Origin of the sequence: Aquimarina sp. 2-A2 (genome assembly GCF_045505135.1) — a bacterium.
GTDB lineage: Bacteria > Bacteroidota > Bacteroidia > Flavobacteriales > Flavobacteriaceae > Aquimarina > Aquimarina intermedia.
The window spans coordinates 467,152-489,154 of the sequence record NZ_JBJKFI010000002.1; the positions used below are offsets into that span (position 1 = coordinate 467,152).

The window sequence follows — 22,003 nt, forward strand, 5'->3', positions numbered from 1 at the left end:
CTTGGTTTAAAATTTATGGTGGTTTCAGAAGATAATATAGAAGTACTTGGTGCTCGTGTGCATAATTTAAAAAATATCGACGTATCAATACCTCGAGAAAAGCTAGTAGTGATTACGGGGTTATCGGGATCCGGTAAATCTTCATTAGCTTTTGACACAATTTATGCCGAGGGTCAAAGACGCTATATCGAAACTTTCTCGGCCTATGCCCGTCAGTTTCTTGGAGGTTTAGAGCGTCCTGATGTAGACAAAATCGATGGCCTCTCACCTGTTATCGCCATTGAGCAAAAAACGACTAGTAAAAGTCCGCGTAGTACTGTGGGAACCATTACCGAAATCTACGATTTTTTACGATTGTTATTCTCTCGTGCAAGCGATGCTTACAGTTACAACACGGGCGAAAAAATGGTAAGTTACAGCGATGAGCAGATACGAGATTTAATCATACAGGATTTTGAAGGAAAAAAAATTAATATTTTAGCTCCGGTCATACGATCTCGTAAAGGGCATTATCGCGAACTATTTGAACAAATAGGTAAGCAAGGTTTTGTAAAAGTGAGAACGGATGGTGAGATTGTTGATATTACAAAAGGGTTAAAACTTGATCGCTACAAAGTTCATGATATAGAGATTGTCATAGATCGTCTCAAAATTACGGACCAACAGGATAATTCTAAACGTTTGATGGAAACCATCAATACAGCCATGTATCATGGAGATGACGTGCTCATGGTGATAGAAGAAGGATCTGACGAAGCTCGTTATTTTAGTCGTAGTTTAATGTGTCCCACATCTGGAATATCATATCCAAATCCTGAGCCTAACAACTTTTCATTTAATTCACCAAAAGGCGCTTGTCCAAAATGTAACGGTATCGGTAGCTTATACGAAGTGAATATTAAAAAAATTATTCCCGATAACTCAAAATCAATTAAAAGTGGTGGGCTAAGTCCTCATGGACCACAAAAAAATAATTGGATATTTAAGCAACTGGATTTAATAGCTAAGCGATTTGATTTTAAACTTTCAGATCCAATAGCTAATATTCCCGACGATGCTTTACAGATGATTCTGTATGGAGGTAAAGATTCATTTACAGTAGACAGCAGTACCCTGGGAGTATCGAGAGCTTATAAAATAGATTTTGAAGGTGTTGCAACATTTATTGAAAACACGTATAACGCTAATGATTCAACATCGTTAAAGCGCTGGGCAAAGGAGTATATGGACAATATAAAATGTCCTGAATGTGGAGGCACACGCTTACGCAAAGAATCATTATATTTTAAAGTTAATGAAAAAAACATTGCGCAGCTCGCACAGATGGATATCATTGAGCTTGCTGATTGGTTTAGCTCGCTTCCAAAACATCTAAGTAATAAGCAAGCTACCATTGCTGAAGAAATCTTAAAAGAAATAAACGCGAGATTACAATTTTTAATCGATGTCGGACTTACCTACCTTTCACTTAATAGAAGTAGTAAGTCATTATCCGGTGGTGAAGCTCAACGTATACGATTAGCAACGCAAATAGGATCACAGCTTGTCGGTGTACTCTACATTCTTGATGAGCCAAGTATTGGATTGCATCAAAGGGATAACGAAAAACTGATAAACTCATTAATACAATTAAGAGATATTGGAAATTCTGTGATCGTTGTCGAACATGATAAGGATATGATCGAGCGCGCAGATCACGTGATTGATATCGGCCCAAGAGCAGGTAAACATGGAGGAGAAATCATAAGCGAAGGTACTCCAACGGAGTTGCTAACACATGATACCCTCACCGCTGATTACCTAAGCGGTAAAAAGGAAATCGCCATTCCGCAGAAAAGAAGAAAAGGAAATGGTAAGAAAATCTCCCTGAAAGGAGCTACGGGCAATAATTTAAAGAATGTCTCTATCGAAATTCCTTTGGGTAAAATGATTGCAGTTACAGGTGTTTCAGGAAGTGGTAAGTCCACACTAATTAATGAAACCCTCTATCCTATTCTTAATGCTTACTATTTTAACGGTGTTAAGGAACCTATGCCGTATAAAAGCATCACAGGGTTAAAAAATCTGGATAAGGTCATTGATATCAACCAATCCCCAATTGGAAGAACACCGCGCTCCAACCCTGCAACGTATACAGGCGTCTTTTCAGAAATACGTTCCTTATTTGCAAAAACACCCGAAGCAATGATTCGAGGGTACAAACCCGGTAGGTTTAGCTTCAATGTTACGGGCGGAAGATGCGAAACGTGTAAAGGAGGTGGCTTACGGGTCATTGAAATGAATTTTCTGCCAGATGTTTATGTAGAATGTGAAACCTGTCAGGGTAAACGCTTTAACAGAGAAACTTTAGAGATTCGTTATAAGGGTAAATCAATAGCAGATGTGTTGGGAATGACTATCAACGAAGCTTGTCATTTCTTTGAGCATATTCCAAAAATATTCAGAAAACTAAAAACTATACAGAATGTTGGCTTAGGATATATTACCTTGGGGCAGCAATCCACCACACTATCCGGCGGAGAGGCACAGCGAATTAAATTAGCTTCAGAGCTTTCAAAACGTGATACAGGTAATACCTTTTATATTCTTGATGAGCCTACAACCGGACTGCATTTTGAGGATATTCGTGTCCTCATGGACGTGCTTAATAAACTGGTAGACAAAGGGAACACAGTACTAATTATAGAACATAATCTTGATGTAGTAAAAACAGCAGATTACATCATTGATATCGGATATGAAGGAGGTAAAAATGGCGGCGAAGTTGTTGCCAAAGGTACACCTGAACAAATTATAAAAGACAAAAAAAGCTATACCGCAAAATTTTTGAAAAAGGAATTTGAGGTTAAAATATCACTATCAACCAACTAATCAAATAATCAAGCATATCAAATATGAGAAAAGAACAACGTCATAAAGGATGGAACGAGATAAAAACAAATGATTCATGGGCTATTTTTAAAATCATGGGAGAATTTGTTAATGGTTTTGAAAAGATGAGTAAAATCGGACCCTGCGTTTCCATCTTCGGTTCAGCCAGAACCAAAACAGATGACAAATATTATAAATTAGCCGTTGACGTCGCTAAAAAAATTGTAGATCACGGTTATGGCGTAATTACCGGCGGTGGTCCGGGAATCATGGAAGCAGGAAATAAAGGAGCACATTTGGGTGGAGGTACCTCTGTAGGACTAAATATAGACCTACCATTTGAGCAACATGATAATCCATACATTGACAGCGATAAAAGTCTTGACTTTGATTACTTTTTTGTCAGAAAAGTTATGTTTGTCAAGTACTCTCAAGGGTTTGTAGTAATGCCGGGTGGATTTGGAACACTGGATGAACTATTCGAAGCTATCACCCTAATTCAAACAAAGAAAATTGCTAAATTTCCGATTATATTGGTGAGCACTGAATTTTGGGGTGGTTTGATGGATTGGGTACAAAGCACCTTGCTGGATCGCTTTACAAATATAAGTCCGGGAGATCTTGATTTAGTGCACGTGGTTGATACTCCTGATGAAGTATTGGATATCCTCAATAAATTCTATGGGGAATACAATCTAAGTCCTAATTTTTAAAAGTCTAAAAGATAAAGGGAATCATCATAGTTCAGATTATGGTTCCCTTTATTTTAAATGCTACCCTCTTAATTACCTTACTCTACTTAATTCGTTAAAAGATTTAAAATCAATAGTATCGAGACAAGTACCTAATCCATAAAACATTGAAAAGCTTAACACTCATTTCTTGTATATTCCTGTTTGCTCTGTCCTTTCAAATTCAGAGTCAGCACCTAATCACCATGGATGTTGGATTGGATACGGATCAAAAAACACTTTCGATAAAACAAGAAATAACCTATCAAAATACTTCTAATGATACATTGTATCAATTATTATTTCATGACTGGGCAAATAGTTTTTCAAGTAAAACTACTCCTTTAGGTAAGCGTTTTTCAGAGGAGTATTTGAAACGATTTTATTACGCTAAAAACGAAGAAAGAGGACATACAACTATTGAAAGCGTTGTGGAGCAAACAAATAAACCTCTTGTATGGCGGCGGTATAAAAATATAGCGGATATTATCGAATTAACACCGAGCGAGCCCCTAGCGCCCGGAGCATCGTATACTGTAATTTTTCATTATAAAGTAAAAATTCCCAGTGATAAATTTACCCGTTTCGGCTATCATGATAATCAGAACTTTAGCCTTCGTTACTGGCATATCATTCCTGCTATGTACACTTCTGACTGGCAAGTATATAGTAATAAGGATATTGATGATTTATACGCGCCTTTGATTGACTACACCATAAATTTTACACTACCACAAGCATATCAACTAACTACTTCGCTAAATGAAAATAACATATCATTTAACGAAGCGCAGAATTCCAAAACAGTACTATTGGAAGGACAAAACAGAAACAAAGTAAATTTGTTTATTGAAACCCAAAGTTCCTTCTATACATTTGCTTCCAATGGTGTTCAATTTGTAAGTAATATTGAAGATAATGATTTGATGCCCGAGATGAAGTCTGTCGCTATCAATAAAATATTTTCTTACTTAAAAAATAAACTAGGCCCCTATCCATTTAATAAAATTGTGGTTTCTGAGAGTGATTATAAAAGCAATCCTGTATACGGTCTTAATCAGCTTCCCGATATTTTACGCCCCTTTCCAGATGGATTTCAATATGAAATAAAACAGCTAAAAACAATTACAGAGGATTATCTTGAACGTACCCTTGTTATTGATCCCAGACATGATGCCTGGATCAAGGACGCCTTTCATATTTATTTGATGATGGGTTATACGGATCAATATTACCCAGAAATGAAGTTGATTGGTAATCTGAGCAAGGTAATTGGCTTGCGTTGGTTTCACGCCGCTGATTTGGATTTTAACGATCAATATTTTATAGGCTACAAGAATATGATTCGTCTTTTTTTAGATCAATCATTAAACACACCTCAGGATAGTCTTATAAAATTTAATCAAAATATAGCGAATGCCTATAAAGCCGGTATTGGCTTAAAATATTTAGAAGATTACCTGGAAGACGATAATATTGTAGCCAAAAGCATAAAGGAGTTTTATTCAGAGAACGTTTTACAACCTACTACTCCAGAATCATTCAAAAATATACTAACACGCCATTCACAAAAAAACATTGACTGGTTTTTTGACAAATTTGTAGCTACTGATACAAAAATAGATTTTAAAATAAAAGGTGTAAGAAGAGGCAAGGATTCGTTAACCGTAACAGTTGTTGATAAGAGGAACAGCGGAATGCCGGTTTCTCTCATAGCACTGAGAGGCAAAGATTTTGTTTCAAAAACGTGGATAGAAGATATTCAAGGTAAAAAGAAAGTCAAAATAAAAAATGATGATATTACCAAGCTCGTATTGGATTATGATCAAAAAATACCGGAAATTAATCAACGTAATAATTATCGTAATCTAAAATGGATATTTAACAAACCAATTCAGTTTCGATTACTGCAGGACTTTGAAGATCCAAAATACAATCAAATCTTTTTTATGCCAGAGTTTGATTTTAATGTGTATGATGGTCTCACGATTGGTTCAAAATTTTACAACAAAACTTTTATACGAAAACCTTTCGAATATAAAATAACTCCGACGTTTGGCACAGAATCTAAAACATTATTAGGTTCCGCAGGCTTTTCCTATCGTGATAACGTAGCCGAAGATGGGCTATACGTAATACAATATGGGCTTAGTGGAAATGTATTCAGTTACGCCGAAGATCTATTGTATTATCGACTATCTCCATCAGTCAGTTTTTACTATAGGACTAAGAATAGAAGATCGAATGAGCGGCAACGCCTAGCTTTACGAAGCGTTAATGTCTATAGAGACTTAGATAAAAATAACCCGGTTGAGACTCCTAATTACAGCGTTTTCAATGCACGTTACACCTATTCAAATCCTAATCTATTACATCTAACCAACTATTCTTTTGATTATCAATTAGCTCAAAACTTTAGTAAGATATCGGGTACGTTCAACTATCGAAAGATGTTTTTAAACAATCGACAGATAAATGTAAGATTATTTGCCGGCGCTTTTTTATTCAATGATACAGAAAAAGATGGAAATTTCTTCAGTTTTGCCTTAGATCGTCCTACAGACTACTTATTTGATTATAGTTATTTGGGACGTAGTGAAGAAACTGGGTTAGTAAGCCAACAAATCATTTTGGCAGAAGGCGGATTTAAATCAAAACTAGCATATCAATTTGCCAACCAATGGATGACTACCATAAACGCTGATACGAATATATGGAATTGGATTTTTGTATATGGAGATGCAGGTTTTGTAAAAAGTAAAAATGTCTCGCCAAAATTTGTTTATGACGCCGGGGTACGATTAAGTCTGGTGGCAGACTATTTTGAACTTTTCTTTCCGATAGTTTCTAATAACGGATGGGAAATTTCTCAACCAAATTATTCAGAGAAAATACGTTTTATTGTTACCTTAAGTCCTCAAACGCTTATAAAACTCTTTACTCGCGAATGGTACTAACCGTTGAAATCAGCGTTCTATCATTTGTGAAATTTTTGAAGATTTGTTAACAAATCTTCAAAAAACATCCATTTTAAGTTTATCTTTCAATAAAAAGCTTGTATCAATAAAGATATGATAAAACATTTAAGGTTTTTACACTTGCAGAAACCTCTAATTTTAGCTACATTTGCAAACATTAAAACTCGTTCACATGCAGCCTGAAACACTTTCTACATCTAATATTTCATTTGAAGAATATAGAAATCAAATACTTAATGATTATAAAACTGCTTTATTAAGTAGAGAATGTAGTCTTTTGGGTCGTAGAGAGGTACTTACAGGTAAGTCAAAATTTGGAATTTTTGGTGATGGTAAAGAGTTACCGCAACTTGCCATGGCTAAGGTCTTCAAGAACGGAGATTTTAGATCAGGATATTATCGTGATCAAACTTTTATGATGGCTATTGATGCGTTATCTCCAGAGCAATTTTTTTCTGGATTGTATGCGCATACAGATATTAAAAGAGAGCCATTTGCTGCAGGGAGACAAATGGGTGGACACTTTTCTACACACAGTCTTAACGAAGACGGCAGCTGGAAAAAATTAACTGCACAAAAAAATTCGAGTTCAGATATTTCTCCTACAGCTGGGCAAATGCCTAGACTGCTTGGTTTAGCACAGGCATCAAAAGTTTATAGAACAGAGCAAAACTTACACGACCATACTGATTTTTCGATTAAAGGAAATGAGGTAGCTTGGGGAACTATAGGAAACGCAAGTACAAGTGAAGGACTGTTTTGGGAAACCATTAATGCGGGAGGCGTATTACAAGTCCCAATGGTAATTAGTGTGTGGGATGATGAGTATGGAATTTCTGTGCATGCTAAACATCAAACTACTAAAGAAAATATTTCTCTTTTATTAGAAGGTTTCAAAAGAGACGAAAAACATGACGGTTACGAAATTATAAAGGTTAAAGGATGGGATTACCCTTCTTTAATCGATGCCTATGAAACTGCAGACCGCTTGGCTCGTGAGAAGCACATTCCTGTTTTAATTCACGTTAAAGAATTAACACAGCCACAAGGACATTCAACATCCGGTTCTCATGAGCGTTACAAAGATGAAGCGCGATTGGAATGGGAACGTGAGCATGATTGTCTTAAAAAATTCAAGGAATGGATAATCGATCACAACATCGCTACAGATGAGGAATTGATTGCCATCGATAAAGATGCAAAAAAACAAGTACGTCAAAGCAAAACAAACGCTTGGAAAGAATATTTGGCTGAAATTGTTAACGAGCAACAAGAAGCTATTGCACTTCTAAGAACTGTAGAAGCTAAAAGCGAAAATAAAAATTTCATCACACCTCTGGTAAATAAATTAGCAGACAAAGATGAGCCGATCCGTAAAGATATCCTAGAAGCTACCCGTAAAACCCTTCGTTACTTGACGAAAGAGAATTTTGCCGAAAAAGCTACACTACAACAATGGGTCACAAATTACATTGAAAAAATTCAACCAAAGTATAGTAAGCATCTTTATAACGAAACTGAAACCGGAGTTACTCAAATAGAAGAAGTTGCACCAATATATGACGAAAATTCGAAGGAAGTAGATGCAAGGGTTATACTGAGAGATAATTTTAATAATATTTTTGACACGATTCCAGAAGCTTTAATTTTTGGAGAAGACAGTGGGAAAATCGGTGATGTGAATCAAGGTTTAGAGGGACTTCAAGATAAATTTGGTGAAACGCGCGTTTCTGATGCAGGTATACGAGAAGCCACTATCTTAGGACAAGGAATTGGTATGGCGATGAGAGGATTAAGGCCCATAGCTGAGATCCAATACTTAGACTATATTTTATACTGTATACAAGGGTTGAGCGATGATCTTGCTACCTTACGTTATCGTACGTTTGGAACCCAAAAAGCTCCTTTAATTGTCAGAACACGAGGACATCGCTTAGAAGGGATCTGGCACTCTGGTTCACAAATGGGAGGCATGATACATTTACTGAGAGGTATCCACTTATTAGTTCCCCGTAATATGACTAAAGCTGCAGGGTTTTACAACACCTTGTTAGCAAGCGACGAACCAGCAATTGTGGTAGAATGTCTTAATGGTTATCGTCTAAAAGAAAAGATGCCTGCCAACCTATCTGATATTAGAACACCGATCGGAGTTGTTGAAACCATAAAGCAAGGTACTGATATCACACTGGTTTCGTATGGATCAACATTGCGACTTGTAGAACAAGCAGCAAAAGAATTATTAAGTACAGGAATCAATGCTGAAATTATTGATGTTCAATCCCTGTTACCGTTTGATTTAACACATGATATTGCAAAAAGTGTTGCTAAGACAAATCGCCTTTTAATTATAGATGAAGATGTACCAGGTGGTGCTTCTGGTTATATATTGCACAAGCTTATTGATGACCAAAACATCTATAAAAACTTAGACAGTAAGCCACAAACACTAAGTGCTAAACCACACAGACCTGCCTTTGGTACAGATGGTGACTATTTTAGCAAACCATCAGCAGAAGACATTTTTGAAAAGGTATATGATATCATGCATGAAGTAAATCCATCACAATATCCACAATTAAGATAAAATCAGATTATAAATTTATTTATAATCCTCAATAGCTAATCGTTCTCCGTTTTGGTAAGAAATTACAAAAATATTCTTACTAAAACCGGAGGCTATTAATATCTTTCTAAAATCCTGTGCCGCTTCCAAGCTAGGAAAAATTCCCAGACTCAATTTATTGTAAGCGGGATCTTTATAACTTAATCCGTTAATATGATCTGCTGAAAACTCTGTATGATCTTCGGGAATAAATGCTGCAATTTGAACAGAGTACACCACACCTTTATTAATTAGCTCTCTACTCTCGTAAAGATCAGACTCATACGATGAATTCTTTAAACTTACCTTTTGGTATAAAGTTGACTTATCAATGCTAGTGATATTTGTCGAATCTTTCATTTTTGCTGAAGAACCATCTGAAATGAAATCGATGCGTGAATTGGTGACATCAACATATAGATAATAACCAAACAAAAGTAAGGTGGTCATTAATAACGTAGAGCTCGCTATTTTCCATTTTCGTTTAGAAACCGAAGTTTTTTGTAACGTTTCTGTTTTTTTATCTAAAAGCTGCTCTAAGGTTTTTTGTTTTTTTTCTGCTTGCTCAATTTGATCGTGAAGAGAGAGCAAGTCTTCTTCTTTAATAATAGGCATAAGAATGTTGGGGTTTAGGTTTTACGTTTAATTTTTACGGCATATCTTGTTTTTTAATAGCATATACAATACCGTTACTGACCGTTAGGATCATCACCGGATTATCTTTTATAATCTCCTGAAAGGCTCTTATAGAAAAACCATTTTTACTCTGATTTATCATGTTAACTCGCACATTTTCAGCTAATTCTAAAATGATCGTGTTCAATTCAGGATTATGAATATAGTAATTTTTAAACAAAAAGAACAATGTATCGTTATTTTTATCAATTTCATACTCTGCCTCTTCCATTTCAGTTGCTTTCAAAACCGCCTTCTTTCCTTCATAAAATTCAATAAAATCAACTTCTATAAAATTCACGTTATTTCTTTGTCTCACATTTTTGACATAAGCATACTTTCGATCGTACCTTATATCTTCCTCGAGTGAGTCAGGAATCGCAACGTTTTCTTCTTCCTTTAGAATAGAGTCGTCACTGCTATAAGTGGTGTTATGCTCGTTGGTATTGGGAATACTAGTATTTTGCTCCTTTTCCGAAACTTTAGCTTTTAGCTTTTCGACCACTTCTTTCAGCGAATCATTTTGCCATTGTAAGACCTGTACATCATCACTTTTATCGCTTTCCAAAAAAAGAGTTTCACTTACAAAAAGATAGGTGACCGCTGATAACAACAGTAAAATAAAAAACACGGTAAGAAAAAAACGGTGTCGTCTAGCTTTTTTAAGATTTTTAGCAATCGATGAGAATTCTCTTTCAAAATTTTGAAGTTTGACAGTAGCCTTCTCAAGTCTATAATTGATTCCTAATAATTCCTCTTCTTTCTTTTCCATCGAATACTGCGTTAAATAAGAGATACACTATTCAAGTTTTTAACTAGCTTATAGTTAAAACAGACCATTAGCGAAATGTATTGACACTAATGATCTGTCTTAATTATGTTATATTATGGTATCCATTTAATATTCTTAAAGTCTGGTTTACGCTTCTCTAAGAAAGCATTTCTTCCTTCTTTTGCTTCGTCTGTCATGTAAGCAAGACGTGTCGCTTCACCGGCAAAAACTTGCTGACCTACCATACCATCATCTGTAGCGTTGAAAGCAAATTTTAGCATTTTGATGGATGTTGGAGATTTAGCTAAAATTTCCTGAGCCCATTCAAACGCAGTATGTTCCAATTCATCATGAGGAATTGCTGCATTTACCATTCCCATTTCAAAAGCCTCTTGAGCAGAATAATTTCTTCCTAAAAAGAAAATCTCTCTTGCACGTTTCTGTCCAACCATTTTTGCCAAATATGCTGATCCATACCCACCATCAAAACTTGTAACATCCGCATCTGTTTGCTTAAATATTGCATGCTCTTTACTAGCCAACGTCAGGTCACAGACCGTGTGTAAACTATGACCACCCCCTACTGCCCAACCAGGTACAACAGCGATTACAACTTTTGGCATAAACCGAATTAAACGTTGAACTTCCAAAATATTAAGACGCGGCATACCATCGTCATCTACATATCCTTGGTGACCACGAGCGTTTTGATCGCCGCCACTACAGAATGAATATACTCCATCTTTTGAGGAAGGCCCTTCGGCTGATAGTAGAACTACCCCAATCGAGGTATCTTCTCTTGCATCTAACAGGGCTTCAAAAAGCTCCCCAACTGTTTTTGGTCTAAAGGCATTTCTCACATCGGGGCGATTGAAAGCTATCCTAGCTACCCCTTCAAATTTTTTATACGTTATATCTTGATATTCTTTAACTGTTTTCCAATCTATAGTATTCATTATAATTCATTTTATATTCAAAAATAAGCTTTTAAATCGGAGTAATCTCAATGAATTTTAAGATCTATAGCTATGAAATTATGTAGTAGTAGGGTCTATATTTTTTATCTCGATACCATTATCTTATCTTAGCCTCATGAAATTAATAAGTTTAGTTATTCTATGTATTATAAGTTCCCTGTCATATGCTCAGGAAACTATCAATTATAGTATAGAATGGGAAATAGAGACACCTTCTCTTTCGATACTAAACTCTGCTATTGAATCTTCGATATTCGAATTACTTGAGGTTAATCTTGATGAGGACCTGAGAAGACAAGAATTACAAAAAGGCAGGTCGATCCTTTTAGTTGAAAAACGACCCGCACCCGTGAGAAAATATAACTTTTCGATCGCTACAAAACCTAAACCATCAGCTCTCAAGGTTACAGGTAGTGGAGCAACTCTTAATGATGTGAATTCTGGTAACATCAAAAATTCTGCCTACCAGGACATGTCCAGATACAATCGTATCTACTACGCACGGCCTAATGTTTTTTATTATAGACAATAGTGCTTTAGGCTAAATTAGCAATAAAAACTTCCTGTATAAACTATTCTTTTTCGAGGAGTCGGATACCGTCCTTTTCAATAGAAATCTCTCTAGCTTTGTACAAGCTGCCAATGGCTTTTTTGAAACTCTTTTTACTCATCTGAAAAACTTGCTGGATATCGTCAGGATTTGATTTATCATTTAAATCAATAAAGCCTCCGCTTCGCTCAAGTTCTTCCAGAATTTGTTGAGCATTTGGCTCAATACCCCGATACCCATGTTTTTGAAGCACTAAATCTATTTTACCATCCGGTCTTACCTTCTTAACAAATCCTTTAAGTACATCTCCAACGGTTATTTTTTGAAAAATTTCGTCGGTATACACTAAGCCTAGATGCTTTTGGTTAACGATCATGTTCCAGCCAATAGGAGATGGATGGCTCGCAATAAGGTCTACTTCTTCAAATGGCGAAAGCAAAACCAGACTATTATCGAGGAATTGATTGGTTTTACTAGAACCGGTCAATCGATTTGATTCTTTATCGAGATACAAATAAATTAGGTACCAACTACCTGCTCTCATCTGTGTAGCCTGTTCTTTAAATGGGACAAATAATTCTTTGTCCGGGCCCCAATCTATAAAAGCTCCAATATCAGATACACTGGTACATTTTAGATAGGCAAAGGAATTTAAGGTAATAAAAGGCTCTTGAGTTGTTGCTACTACGCGCTCTTCATTATCCAAGTATACAAAAACACGTAACTTATCACCAATCTCAAAATTTTCAGGTACATATTTATTTGGAACTAAGACTTCATTCCCCTCATCATCACCTAAGTATATTCCCGGGCTTCGTTCTCTTAATATCTCTAAAGTATTATATGTTCCTAAATTCAACATGCTATAAAAAGTTTGTGCAAAGATACTTCTTTATAGCTGCTATTAAATATATTTAATAAAAAAAGGTGACCCGTTTGAGTCACCTTTTTAACATCTATAAATGTTATACTTTTATTTGTAGATTGCTTCTTTACCAAAATGCTTTGTAAGCATATAGTAGATCACGGCTCTATACTTATTTCTGTTTGATTTACCGTATTTTTCAATAACTGCATTAATAGCTTCATCTAACTTTGGCCCATCAGATAAACCTAATTTCTTCATTAAGAAATTTTTCTTAACAGTTTCTAATTCCTTTGCATCACTTCCTGATACTGTAGCAGCATCACTGTTGTAAATTGAAGGTCCACAACCGATAGTAACTTTGGTAAGAAGATCCATATCAGGATTCTCGCCAATTTTCTCTTTGATATCCGCTGCGTATTTTGTAATTAATTCGTCTCTTTTGCTCATAAGGGTAATTACTTTATAATTAGTTAATTGATTATACTACCAAATATAGTGTAAATCTCTACGAATTGAACAAAAAGTCAAAACATTTACTGCAAAAAATTAGACCAAATGCTTAAAATAATCGATTAAAACCTCATCATTAACTAATCTAGGCGTAAAAATCTCCAATAATTTAGGTTGATCCGATGGTTTATAGAAAGAATTCAAAACCTTGTTCGTATCGGATAATGATTTTGCCTGATGGTATTCAATACCATACATCTTGCACAAATGATCGGCACTTAAACTATGAGTCGTTTCAAAATAGGTGTTAAAATTATAATCATCTGACTTACCGGGTAAAATTCTGAAAATACCTCCTCCTCCGTTATTAATAACGATAATCCTGAAACTATTTGGCAAATAATCATTCCAAAGTGCATTACTATCATAAAAGAAACTCAAATCTCCTGTAATAAGCGTCGTCGGAAGCTCAGATGCTATTGCTGCTCCGATAGCCGTTGATGTACTCCCATCAATACCACTGGTTCCTCGGTTACAAAATACTTGTAAACCGGGGGAGAGTTCAAAAAGTTGTGCATAGCGAATGGTAGAACTATTACTTAGTTGTAACTGTTGAATTTTTGGCATGTTACTTATCAAAACTTCAAACACTCTTAAATCACTAAATGGGATATCTAGCAGGTATTTTTTATGCTGTTTTCTACGAAGTTCACGAACCGCGAGCCATTGCTCTTTATACTTCGAAGTTACCGTCTTTGTTAAAGACAATACTTCTGATAAAAATGCCTCTGGATTCATTTTAACGTGATAATCCAAACAAAAATACGTATCAAAAGCCTTCTTCTCATCGATGTGCCAGTGAGTACCCGGCGAAAAATTACGTAAGAACGCTTTAATCCTTTTAGACACCACCATACCTCCGATAGTCACGAGAATATCAGGTTGTAAAGCCAAAAATTCCTCTGGATTAAGTGAGGTTATTAATTGATCGATGCTATCTATATGCGTATGATGGTAAATATTAGAAGTAGTTTCTGTCAACACAAGTACAGAAGGGTCCTTTGCCAACAAATCAAAATATTTACTATCAATGGAATCCGGCGTATTTGTTCCGATCAAAATAAGCTTTTTTTCAGCATTGTTCCATTGCTCAATAATATCATCCTGAGCAAAATCTTGTAAGGAATACGTATGGTTCTCTATAGGTAAAACCTGAGGATTCACCGTAGAGGCCTTAATTTTATCGTACAGCGGTTCATAAAATGGAACATTGATATGCACCGGACCCTGTTGTTCAATTGACGTATTAAGGGCTAGATTAATCTCACGCTCATTATGCTTTTGAGCCTCTTTTTGTTTCTGTAGAATTCGTTTGTCAGTAATTTGTTCGGCTGCAATAAGCTCTGAATATAAATTGGCCGAATATAAAATATGATTTTCAAAGACATTTCTTTGACGAATGGTTTGACCATCACCTATGTCTATACGCTCTATAGGGCGATCTGCACTTAAAACAACTAACGGAATATCGCTATAAAATGCTTCTGCAATCGCCGGGTAATAGTTGAGTAATGCACTGCCCGAAGTGCAAACAAGCGCTACAGGCTGCTGAAGTTGTTGCGCCAATCCTAATGCAAAGAAAGCTGCACAACGCTCATCAACTATACTATAACATTGTAATCCGGGATGTTCACTAAAACCGATTGTTAACGGAGCGTTACGTGATCCTGGTGATATGACTATATGATGAATCCCTTTTATATCACAAAGATGTACGATCGTTTGCGCTAAGGGAATTTTGGAATATAAACGTTCCTTCACACGTTTAAAATTTTAGTATTATCGACCCACACCCAACTAAGTATTGAAATGAGACCCATTTTTTTTTCTACTCTTACTTCCTGTAAAATTACAATATTCAGTTCATGCTATCCTAGAAAATAAAGGAATATTTACCACAAAACTTTTTTCATTGTTTGTGTTTTTCTTACCGTCTCTTCCCATTCTTTTTCGGGAACTGAATCTTTTGTGATTCCTCCTCCTACATAGATTTTCACTTCTTCATCAAAAATTTGCATACATCTTAAATTCACATACAGATCTGCATCAATCTTTGATGTACCATCTTTTACAATCTCACCCAAATAACCAGTATAAAAAGCGCGGTTATAACCTTCATGTTTTTTTATAAACTGCAAAGCAGTTGCCTTGGGTAAACCACAAACTGCAGGCGTGGGATGTAGTTTTTGCACAATCTCTTGCAGGGTAATGATGTTAAAATCTATGTCGGCGTTTATATCAGATCTTAAATGGACTAGATTTCCAGCGCGATGTGTATAGGGTTCAGAGATTTTTAAATGATCTCCCAAAGGCTCCAAAGCTTCGCGAATATAGTCAGTAACTAGTTGTTGTTCTTTTTTTTCCTTTGGATTCCAGACTACTTGCCTTGTTTTCGTATGTGGCTGAGTCGCAGCCAAGGCCATTGTCGAAAGCTTATTTTTATTAACTGACAGTAAAGTTTCCGGAGTAGCTCCCATCCACAGACCTGCTTTGGGATGAAACCATATATAAACAAAGGCAGTAGGATAAAAATGTAATAGTTTATCAAAAACCTTGATCCAATCTTTTTTGTCAACAGTCAGGCATTCTTCTCTTGAAAGTACTACCTTATCAAAAAGACCTTCTTTTATTTTTTGAATACCTTGAGCAACAAGTGCGACATGTTTATCTGAAGCAGGGTCTATTGGTTTACTTTTAATCTGATCATATCCTTCAGTATCCCTTGAGACAATACGTTCGACTTCCTTGATGGATTTTGATAATGGGAAAAGTATAGATTTTTGTTGGATATCAAAAGGAGCCATTACAAAACCCTGATCAGTTAGATCCTCTGTATAATTTAAGCTATTATCAGTTTGAAAATAACTCTCCAGAACTTCACTATCAGGTCTTCGAAATAAAACGAAAGGTTTGACCTCGTTAATTTGTTTATGAGCTCGACTATATAAGGAAAGAGACTTCAATTTATTTCTTTTTTGGTAAAGCTATGGTAGTTAACTTAACTACAGATATTAATTGATTCTCTTCGTCAGTAATTTTGATGTCCCACAGCTGCGTTGTCCTACCCTTGTGCACGATTACAGCTTTTGCATACACAAAACCTTCTCGTATACTTTTAACGTGATTTGCTGAAATTTCAATACCGCGAATGTAAAAGTCTTTTGAATTTAAGAAAATATAAGTAGCCGCACTACCCACACTCTCAGCTAAAGCTACCATTGCTCCTCCATGTAAAACACCATCAGGCTGATGAACTTTTGGGGTAACCGGCATTTTTGCTATTAAAAAACTTTCACTCACATCGCAAAATGTGATATCCAAAGTTTCCATCAGCGTATCTTTACACATCGTATTGCATTGTGTAAGTATGTTATCTTTATCCAGCATTCTCTCTATTTTTAACAAAAATATGGATTATGAAGTGATTTAGTAGCGAGGGCTCTAAATAATCCTAAATTCTATAATAATATTTTTATACTATACTATGTAAATCTATTTGCGCATATCTGATAATTTACAGAAAGTAAAAAGAAAATCTTAAATCAGTTTTAAATCCAATAAAATCCAAATATATTGTGACCCTTATTGGTGAATAAATATAACCTTATGAGTAAAAAACAAGTCGACTATACTTCTATTAATACCTACGACACCTTAAATACAATATCCGCTACTACAAAAAATATCTGGATCGTTTTTCATGGGATTGGATATTTGAGCAAGTATTTTATTCGCTTATTTGAGGATCTGGATAAAAATGAGAACTATATAATTGCTCCGCAAGCTCCATCAAAATATTATAAAGATGACGGGTACCGTCGCGTAGGCTCGAGTTGGTTGACTAAAGAAAATACTGAGACAGAAATTGAAAATGTATTACGTTATATTGACGCAGTGATACTGTCTGAAAATTTACCCAACGATGTCCAGCTCATTATGCTTGGATATTCTCAAGGAGTCAGTATTGCAAGTAGATATATCGCTCGTCGTAAATTCAAATGTGATCATTTGATTCTAATCTCAGGTGCTTTTCCAAAAGAGCTCACCAATAAAGATTTTGATTTTTTGCCTGAATCTACCAAAATCAGCCATATTGTTGGTGAGAACGATCCATATTTTGAAAAAGATAATGTTATTGCCGAAAAGGAAAGAGTTGTTGACATATTACCACAAATCAATTTTTACACACATTCCGGAGGACATGAATTAGATCTCGATTCTGTTAGAAATGCTTGTAACTCCCTAGCGGATTAATTATAAAAAAAATCATCTCGTTGGAGATGATTTTTTTTATTCTATGTTATCGGCATGGTATCTTATGCATGTTGTTCATCATGCTTTCCTTCATGTACTTCTTCTACCAGCTTGCGATTGAAAGCTTCAAGATCCTCTGGAGAGCGACTTGTTACAAATCCGTGATCTACTACCACTTCTTCATCTACCCAATTAGCTCCCGCATTAATTAAATCTTTCTTCACTGAAGGAAAGGAGGTCATTTTTCTTCCTTTAACAACTTCGGCTTCAATTAACACTTGTGGTCCGTGGCAGATAGATGCAACAGGCTTTTCTTGTTTAAAAAAGTCTTTTACAAAATTAATCGCTTTTTCTTCTCTTCTTAATTTATCCGGATTAATAACACCTCCAGGCACCACCAAAGCATTGTAATCTGATGCAGAAACCTCATCTAATGTATAGTTCACATCAAATTCACCTCCCCAGTTACCATCTTTCCAACTTTTGATTTTTCCACTTTCCAAGCTTACAATATCCGCTTGCCATCCTTCTTTTTCTAATGCACTTTTAGGACTTGTTAATTCAACTTCTTCAAATCCGTTTGTTGCTAAAATTGCAATTCTCTTTGCCATAATATTTTCTTTTTTAATTATACATTTTATTTGATATAAAATTAAAGAGATCAATCCCGTAACTGTAATAAAAGAATAATAAACTTGAACTGAAAATTGTTATAAATTCTTTAAAAAAAGAACTCTTGTGTTAATTAGGCTGGATGCCAATTCTTACTTTTTATTATCAATAAAATCGGCATGTTTATTGGGCTGTATATTTTCTCCGTAGGACTTTGCATACTGAACCGTTAATTCTGCGCCAAAGAACAAAATCAGACAGGTATAATATACCCAAAGTAAAATCAAAACTACCGAGGAGGCTCCTCCGTATACTGAAGCAGGATTTGCATTCCCAAAATAAAGACCTATAAGATACTCTCCTATTAAAAACAAGAACGTTGTTATTCCGGCTCCCAGGAAAGTTATCTTCCATCGTATTACAATATCGGGTAATAGTCTGAAGATAGACGCAAACAATAAAGTTATAAATACAAATGAGAAGACAAAGTCCAAAAGATCTACAGCTATAGCGGTCATATCGGGATAATAGCGTTCAACATATTCACTAAACGCACTCAGCATGGCAGATATGGTCAGTGAGGTCAGCAGCATCATTCCTATGACCAATACCATTCCGAATGATATTGCACGATCTTTTATAGTTCTTAGAAAAGTTTGCTGTTTTGCTTTCACACCCCAAATGGTATTCATAGCATGTTTTAGCTGAAAAAAAGCTCCCGTAGCACCAAATAATAAGGCACCAAAACCAAATATAACAGTAAAGGTACCACTCTCATTGAGCGCGGCACTTTTAACCATCCCCTCCACTGCTTTAGCACTTCCTTCACCAATAAAACCGGCTATTTGATTTGTTATTCTGCCTTGTACCGCCTCTTTACCAAAGAAATATCCCGCGATACTTACAACTATCATTAATAAAGACGGCAGAGAAAAAAGTGTATAATACGCAATAATAGCACTTCTGGCAAAGGGTTGATTTTTATCCCAACTGAGATAAGTGTATTTTAATAAACGTCCTATATGTCTAAGGAGTTTAATCATAAATATCTTTCATTTATTACTTCAAAATGATGCTGTTGATGTCCCGGTATAATATATCCAACTGCTCTAGCACTCATTGGACTCTGACTCGCCTCTCCGATACGAGCGCTCATATCCGGCGTTAATCGCTTGAAGAGTGAGATCGTACTTTCTCTAACCGCTAAAAAGTCCGCTAACATCTCTTTCTTTGTTGTTTTATTTGCATTAGAATACGGTACATAATCGTCCTGATCAAATCCCGGCAATGCGCTTCTATCATTGCGAGCAAAACAAAGGGCACGGTAGCTAAATATGCGTTCAGTATCGATAAGATGCTGCATAACCTCTGCTATGGTCCATTTACCATCAGCATAGGAAAACAACCATTTGTCCTCTGGCAAATTAGTTACAAAAGAAGCAAACTCTTCCTTACTATGTTGCAAACCTAAAACAATATCATCGTGCTTGGCTTTCTTTATATAGTTTAGGTAATACGGATTATATTCATTCTGGGCTAGTTCGGTAATCATAGGTTTATTTTAATAAGATGAGAAATTTAATACATCTAATATATTATAAATAACGTTTAACATAGCTTTATCATGTATACAAAAAAGCAAAAAACCCTCTACACTAATAAAAGTACAGAGGGTTTTATAGTATTCTCGAATAAGTTACATATCCTGAAAGATTGAATGCATAAGCCTTTTCTTATCATTAATACTTTCCTCTAATGAAATCATTGTCTCTGTACGATACACTCCATCAATATCATCAAGTTTAAAAATGATTTCCTTAGCATGGTTTGTGTCTTTTGCTCTCACCTTACAGAAGATGTTAAATTTACCTGTAGTGATATGCGCAACGGTCACATAAGGAATCTCAGCAATACGTTCTAACACAAACTTGGTTTGTGAAGTATTTTGTAAATATATTCCAACATATGCGATAAAAGCATACCCCAATTTAGTATAATCCAATGTCAAAGAAGAACCCTCGATGATTCCAGCCTCTTCCATTTTTTTTACTCGTACATGCACCGTCCCTGCAGAAATCAACAATTTTTTTGCGATATCTGTAAAAGGAGTACGTGTATTTTCAATTAACATATCCAGTATTTGATGATCTACTTCATCTAATTTAAACTTTGCCATAGTATATTTAATAGTTTCCCGGTTATTTATATTGCAAAAATAACAGAAAAATACCGTATAAAAGTATATAAATTTACATTTTTACCGATTATACTGAGAATAATTCAGTGTTTAGATAAAATTTTAACATCTCAACCTCTGGAACTACCTCTACTACATCGTTGTAGTGACGTATTGCTCGTTTTGCTCCTTTAATCTCTCGATGTCCATAAAAATTACTTAGATCTCCCACTGCGGCAATCTTTGGAATAAATATTATAGTCGTATCCGATAGTTTTTCGGTAAACTGCAACGCGATATCTTTAATATGTCCTTTTAAAGAGACTTCGCGAATTATAATATCGTAAAAGCGCTTCTCGTTTTCAGGAATAGCCAGGTACTCCTTGTAATCATTAGCAGTAAAGGTGTTTGAAGAAATAGCGTTTAACCCTTTGACTAAGGCATAAAAGATAAAACTACGCGTCTTTTCTCTATCGTAATCGCCCTTATAATGTCCCGCTTCAAAAAGAATAGTAGGGATACCTTCATGCTCCAGGGTATCTCCGATGCAATTTATATTAAAACTATCATCATAACGACCTATTTGGTTCGGAATTAGTTGTTGTAATAACTCATTCATAGCCGTAATCACTTGCATTGACTGAATTCTACTCTTAGTTACGGATCGTTCTGCATCGCCGGCAGGAGATAGGAAAGAGACTACTGCGGAATGATTATTAGGTCCTGCACTAAAGATTGTACGCTGATCATGAAGATTAAATGCAAAATCAGGCTTAACTGTGTCAATAATCGAACGTAAAACTAAGCTTTCTTTTTGTGTACGTTCCTGCGCATCTCTGTTAAGATCTACTTGATTTGCATTAACTCTGGTATAAGCATCAGCGCCGTCTGGATTAAGCATTGGAATGATATAAAGTGTACAATTACTTAAAATAGATTGCGTGACTTCGCATGATTCATCCATCAACATAGTAACTAAATCAAATACGGCCTTAGTGGTCGTACTTTCATTTCCATGCATTTGAGACCACATCAAAATTTTACGTTTTCCAACTCCAAATTTAAGTAAGTGAATAGGCGTTTCGGACTCAGAATACCCTATAACATCGTGAGGGATTTTTAAGAACTGTAATTGTTCCCCTACGGTTTGAGAAGGTAAATATCTACCAAATAATGATTGGTTTTGATACTGTATCCAAAGATTTTTAAGCTTAGTTATATCCATAAAAAGTAAAATGCAAAACTACTATTGTTACAAATAGATTCCTAATAAAGCAATTTATTATAAGGTTTACAACTGTAAAAATGACCTGTGTTTACATTTGGAACAGATGATGTTTTACAAATGTATACAGGATACTATCAGGTTAATGTTTACCTGTGTAAACATATGTTATTACAGTTTAATAAATTAACAAAAACAT

Annotated in this window: 19 protein-coding genes; 6 read left to right on the forward strand and 13 right to left on the reverse strand. The window is 35.4% G+C overall.

Annotation, left to right across the window (positions count from 1 at the left end; genetic code table 11):
- Positions 1 to 15: 15 nt before the first annotated feature.
- The 4 genes from uvrA (at position 16) to ACJRPK_RS07520 (ending at position 9,167) form a co-directional block, all read left to right on the forward strand.
- Positions 16 to 2,871 (forward strand): excinuclease ABC subunit UvrA, encoded by a 2,856-nt coding sequence (gene uvrA / locus ACJRPK_RS07505; RefSeq protein ID WP_407139311.1) that lies wholly within the window; start codon positions 16 to 18, stop codon positions 2,869 to 2,871.
- A 23-nt stretch (positions 2,872 to 2,894) separates the two neighbouring features.
- Positions 2,895 to 3,584 (forward strand): TIGR00730 family Rossman fold protein, encoded by a 690-nt coding sequence (locus ACJRPK_RS07510; protein WP_407139312.1) that lies wholly within the window; start codon positions 2,895 to 2,897, stop codon positions 3,582 to 3,584.
- Between the two features lie 146 nt (positions 3,585 to 3,730).
- Positions 3,731 to 6,559, forward strand: a complete 2,829-nt coding sequence (locus tag ACJRPK_RS07515) for a metalloprotease (RefSeq protein WP_407139313.1) — start codon at positions 3,731 to 3,733, stop codon at positions 6,557 to 6,559.
- A 193-nt stretch (positions 6,560 to 6,752) separates the two neighbouring features.
- Complete coding sequence (locus ACJRPK_RS07520; protein ID WP_407139314.1) at positions 6,753 to 9,167, forward strand: thiamine pyrophosphate-dependent enzyme; 2,415 nt, start codon at positions 6,753 to 6,755, stop codon at positions 9,165 to 9,167.
- Between the two features lie 15 nt (positions 9,168 to 9,182).
- Here ACJRPK_RS07520 and ACJRPK_RS07525 read toward each other — a convergent pair whose 3' ends face one another.
- The 3 genes from ACJRPK_RS07525 to ACJRPK_RS07535 all read right to left on the reverse strand — a co-directional run bounded on the left by ACJRPK_RS07525 (position 9,183) and on the right by ACJRPK_RS07535 (position 11,588).
- Complete coding sequence (locus tag ACJRPK_RS07525) at positions 9,183 to 9,800, reverse strand: hypothetical protein (protein WP_407139315.1); 618 nt, start codon at positions 9,798 to 9,800, stop codon at positions 9,183 to 9,185.
- A 34-nt stretch (positions 9,801 to 9,834) separates the two neighbouring features.
- Positions 9,835 to 10,632, reverse strand: a complete 798-nt coding sequence (locus ACJRPK_RS07530; RefSeq protein WP_407139316.1) for a hypothetical protein — start codon at positions 10,630 to 10,632, stop codon at positions 9,835 to 9,837.
- Positions 10,633 to 10,745: 113 nt separating this feature from the next.
- Positions 10,746 to 11,588: a 1,4-dihydroxy-2-naphthoyl-CoA synthase gene (locus ACJRPK_RS07535; RefSeq protein ID WP_407139317.1), complete on the reverse strand. Its 843-nt coding sequence runs from the start codon at positions 11,586 to 11,588 to the stop codon at positions 10,746 to 10,748.
- A gap of 136 nt (positions 11,589 to 11,724) precedes the next feature.
- Here ACJRPK_RS07535 and ACJRPK_RS07540 point away from each other — a divergent pair, with 136 nt between their 5' ends.
- Complete coding sequence (locus ACJRPK_RS07540) at positions 11,725 to 12,141, forward strand: hypothetical protein (RefSeq protein ID WP_407139318.1); 417 nt, start codon at positions 11,725 to 11,727, stop codon at positions 12,139 to 12,141.
- Positions 12,142 to 12,181: 40 nt separating this feature from the next.
- On the opposite strand, the gene ACJRPK_RS07545 is transcribed toward ACJRPK_RS07540, so the two are convergent.
- The 5 genes from ACJRPK_RS07545 to ACJRPK_RS07565 form a co-directional block, all read right to left on the reverse strand.
- Positions 12,182 to 13,021: a S1 RNA-binding domain-containing protein gene (locus ACJRPK_RS07545; RefSeq protein ID WP_407139319.1), complete on the reverse strand. Its 840-nt coding sequence runs from the start codon at positions 13,019 to 13,021 to the stop codon at positions 12,182 to 12,184.
- 111 nt (positions 13,022 to 13,132) lie between these two features.
- Positions 13,133 to 13,474, reverse strand: a complete 342-nt coding sequence (locus tag ACJRPK_RS07550) for a DUF2853 family protein (RefSeq protein ID WP_148782024.1) — start codon at positions 13,472 to 13,474, stop codon at positions 13,133 to 13,135.
- Between the two features lie 99 nt (positions 13,475 to 13,573).
- Positions 13,574 to 15,298, reverse strand: coding sequence for a 2-succinyl-5-enolpyruvyl-6-hydroxy-3-cyclohexene-1-carboxylic-acid synthase (menD, locus tag ACJRPK_RS07555; protein ID WP_407139320.1), 1,725 nt, complete (start codon positions 15,296 to 15,298; stop codon positions 13,574 to 13,576).
- A gap of 131 nt (positions 15,299 to 15,429) precedes the next feature.
- A complete protein-coding gene (locus ACJRPK_RS07560; RefSeq protein ID WP_407139321.1) occupies positions 15,430 to 16,500 on the reverse strand; it encodes an isochorismate synthase in 1,071 nt (356 codons plus the stop codon).
- Position 16,501: 1 nt separating this feature from the next.
- Positions 16,502 to 16,924, reverse strand: coding sequence for a PaaI family thioesterase (locus ACJRPK_RS07565; protein ID WP_148782021.1), 423 nt, complete (start codon positions 16,922 to 16,924; stop codon positions 16,502 to 16,504).
- 219 nt (positions 16,925 to 17,143) lie between these two features.
- Between ACJRPK_RS07565 and ACJRPK_RS07570 the strand changes: the two genes are divergently transcribed.
- Positions 17,144 to 17,791 (forward strand): alpha/beta hydrolase, encoded by a 648-nt coding sequence (locus tag ACJRPK_RS07570; protein WP_407139323.1) that lies wholly within the window; start codon positions 17,144 to 17,146, stop codon positions 17,789 to 17,791.
- A gap of 62 nt (positions 17,792 to 17,853) precedes the next feature.
- Here the strand turns inward: ACJRPK_RS07570 and ACJRPK_RS07575 are convergent, their stop codons facing one another.
- The 5 genes from ACJRPK_RS07575 to ACJRPK_RS07595 all read right to left on the reverse strand — a co-directional run bounded on the left by ACJRPK_RS07575 (position 17,854) and on the right by ACJRPK_RS07595 (position 21,804).
- Positions 17,854 to 18,402 carry a type 1 glutamine amidotransferase domain-containing protein gene (locus tag ACJRPK_RS07575; RefSeq protein ID WP_407139324.1) on the reverse strand — a complete coding sequence of 183 codons (549 nt, stop codon included), beginning with the start codon at positions 18,400 to 18,402 and terminating at the stop codon, positions 17,854 to 17,856.
- A gap of 153 nt (positions 18,403 to 18,555) precedes the next feature.
- On the reverse strand, positions 18,556 to 19,446 hold the full coding sequence (locus ACJRPK_RS07580; protein ID WP_407139325.1) for a YihY/virulence factor BrkB family protein: 891 nt from the start codon (positions 19,444 to 19,446) through the stop codon (positions 18,556 to 18,558).
- Positions 19,443 to 19,955 carry a DinB family protein gene (locus ACJRPK_RS07585; protein ID WP_407139326.1) on the reverse strand — a complete coding sequence of 171 codons (513 nt, stop codon included), beginning with the start codon at positions 19,953 to 19,955 and terminating at the stop codon, positions 19,443 to 19,445. The genes ACJRPK_RS07580 and ACJRPK_RS07585 overlap by 4 nt, the downstream gene beginning before the upstream one ends.
- Before the next feature lie 144 nt (positions 19,956 to 20,099).
- Positions 20,100 to 20,579 (reverse strand): Lrp/AsnC family transcriptional regulator, encoded by a 480-nt coding sequence (locus ACJRPK_RS07590; RefSeq protein WP_148782016.1) that lies wholly within the window; start codon positions 20,577 to 20,579, stop codon positions 20,100 to 20,102.
- 88 nt (positions 20,580 to 20,667) lie between these two features.
- Positions 20,668 to 21,804 carry a M14 family zinc carboxypeptidase gene (locus tag ACJRPK_RS07595; RefSeq protein WP_407139327.1) on the reverse strand — a complete coding sequence of 379 codons (1,137 nt, stop codon included), beginning with the start codon at positions 21,802 to 21,804 and terminating at the stop codon, positions 20,668 to 20,670.
- Positions 21,805 to 22,003 lie beyond the last annotated feature (199 nt).

Coding starts and splice junctions, on each gene's coding strand:
- uvrA (WP_407139311.1), top strand. CDS start 16: ATGGTGGTTTCAGAAGATAATATAGAAGTACTTGGTGCTCGTGTGCAT.
- ACJRPK_RS07510 (WP_407139312.1), top strand. CDS start 2,895: ATGAGAAAAGAACAACGTCATAAAGGATGGAACGAGATAAAAACAAAT.
- ACJRPK_RS07520 (WP_407139314.1), top strand. CDS start 6,753: ATGCAGCCTGAAACACTTTCTACATCTAATATTTCATTTGAAGAATAT.
- ACJRPK_RS07525 (WP_407139315.1), bottom strand. CDS start 9,800: ATGCCTATTATTAAAGAAGAAGACTTGCTCTCTCTTCACGATCAAATT.
- ACJRPK_RS07530 (WP_407139316.1), bottom strand. CDS start 10,632: ATGGAAAAGAAAGAAGAGGAATTATTAGGAATCAATTATAGACTTGAG.
- ACJRPK_RS07535 (WP_407139317.1), bottom strand. CDS start 11,588: ATGAATACTATAGATTGGAAAACAGTTAAAGAATATCAAGATATAACG.
- ACJRPK_RS07540 (WP_407139318.1), top strand. CDS start 11,725: ATGAAATTAATAAGTTTAGTTATTCTATGTATTATAAGTTCCCTGTCA.
- ACJRPK_RS07545 (WP_407139319.1), bottom strand. CDS start 13,021: ATGTTGAATTTAGGAACATATAATACTTTAGAGATATTAAGAGAACGA.
- ACJRPK_RS07550 (WP_148782024.1), bottom strand. CDS start 13,474: ATGAGCAAAAGAGACGAATTAATTACAAAATACGCAGCGGATATCAAA.
- ACJRPK_RS07565 (WP_148782021.1), bottom strand. CDS start 16,924: ATGCTGGATAAAGATAACATACTTACACAATGCAATACGATGTGTAAA.
- ACJRPK_RS07570 (WP_407139323.1), top strand. CDS start 17,144: ATGAGTAAAAAACAAGTCGACTATACTTCTATTAATACCTACGACACC.
- ACJRPK_RS07575 (WP_407139324.1), bottom strand. CDS start 18,402: ATGGCAAAGAGAATTGCAATTTTAGCAACAAACGGATTTGAAGAAGTT.
- ACJRPK_RS07580 (WP_407139325.1), bottom strand. CDS start 19,446: ATGATTAAACTCCTTAGACATATAGGACGTTTATTAAAATACACTTAT.
- ACJRPK_RS07585 (WP_407139326.1), bottom strand. CDS start 19,955: ATGATTACCGAACTAGCCCAGAATGAATATAATCCGTATTACCTAAAC.
- ACJRPK_RS07590 (WP_148782016.1), bottom strand. CDS start 20,579: ATGGCAAAGTTTAAATTAGATGAAGTAGATCATCAAATACTGGATATG.
- ACJRPK_RS07595 (WP_407139327.1), bottom strand. CDS start 21,804: ATGGATATAACTAAGCTTAAAAATCTTTGGATACAGTATCAAAACCAA.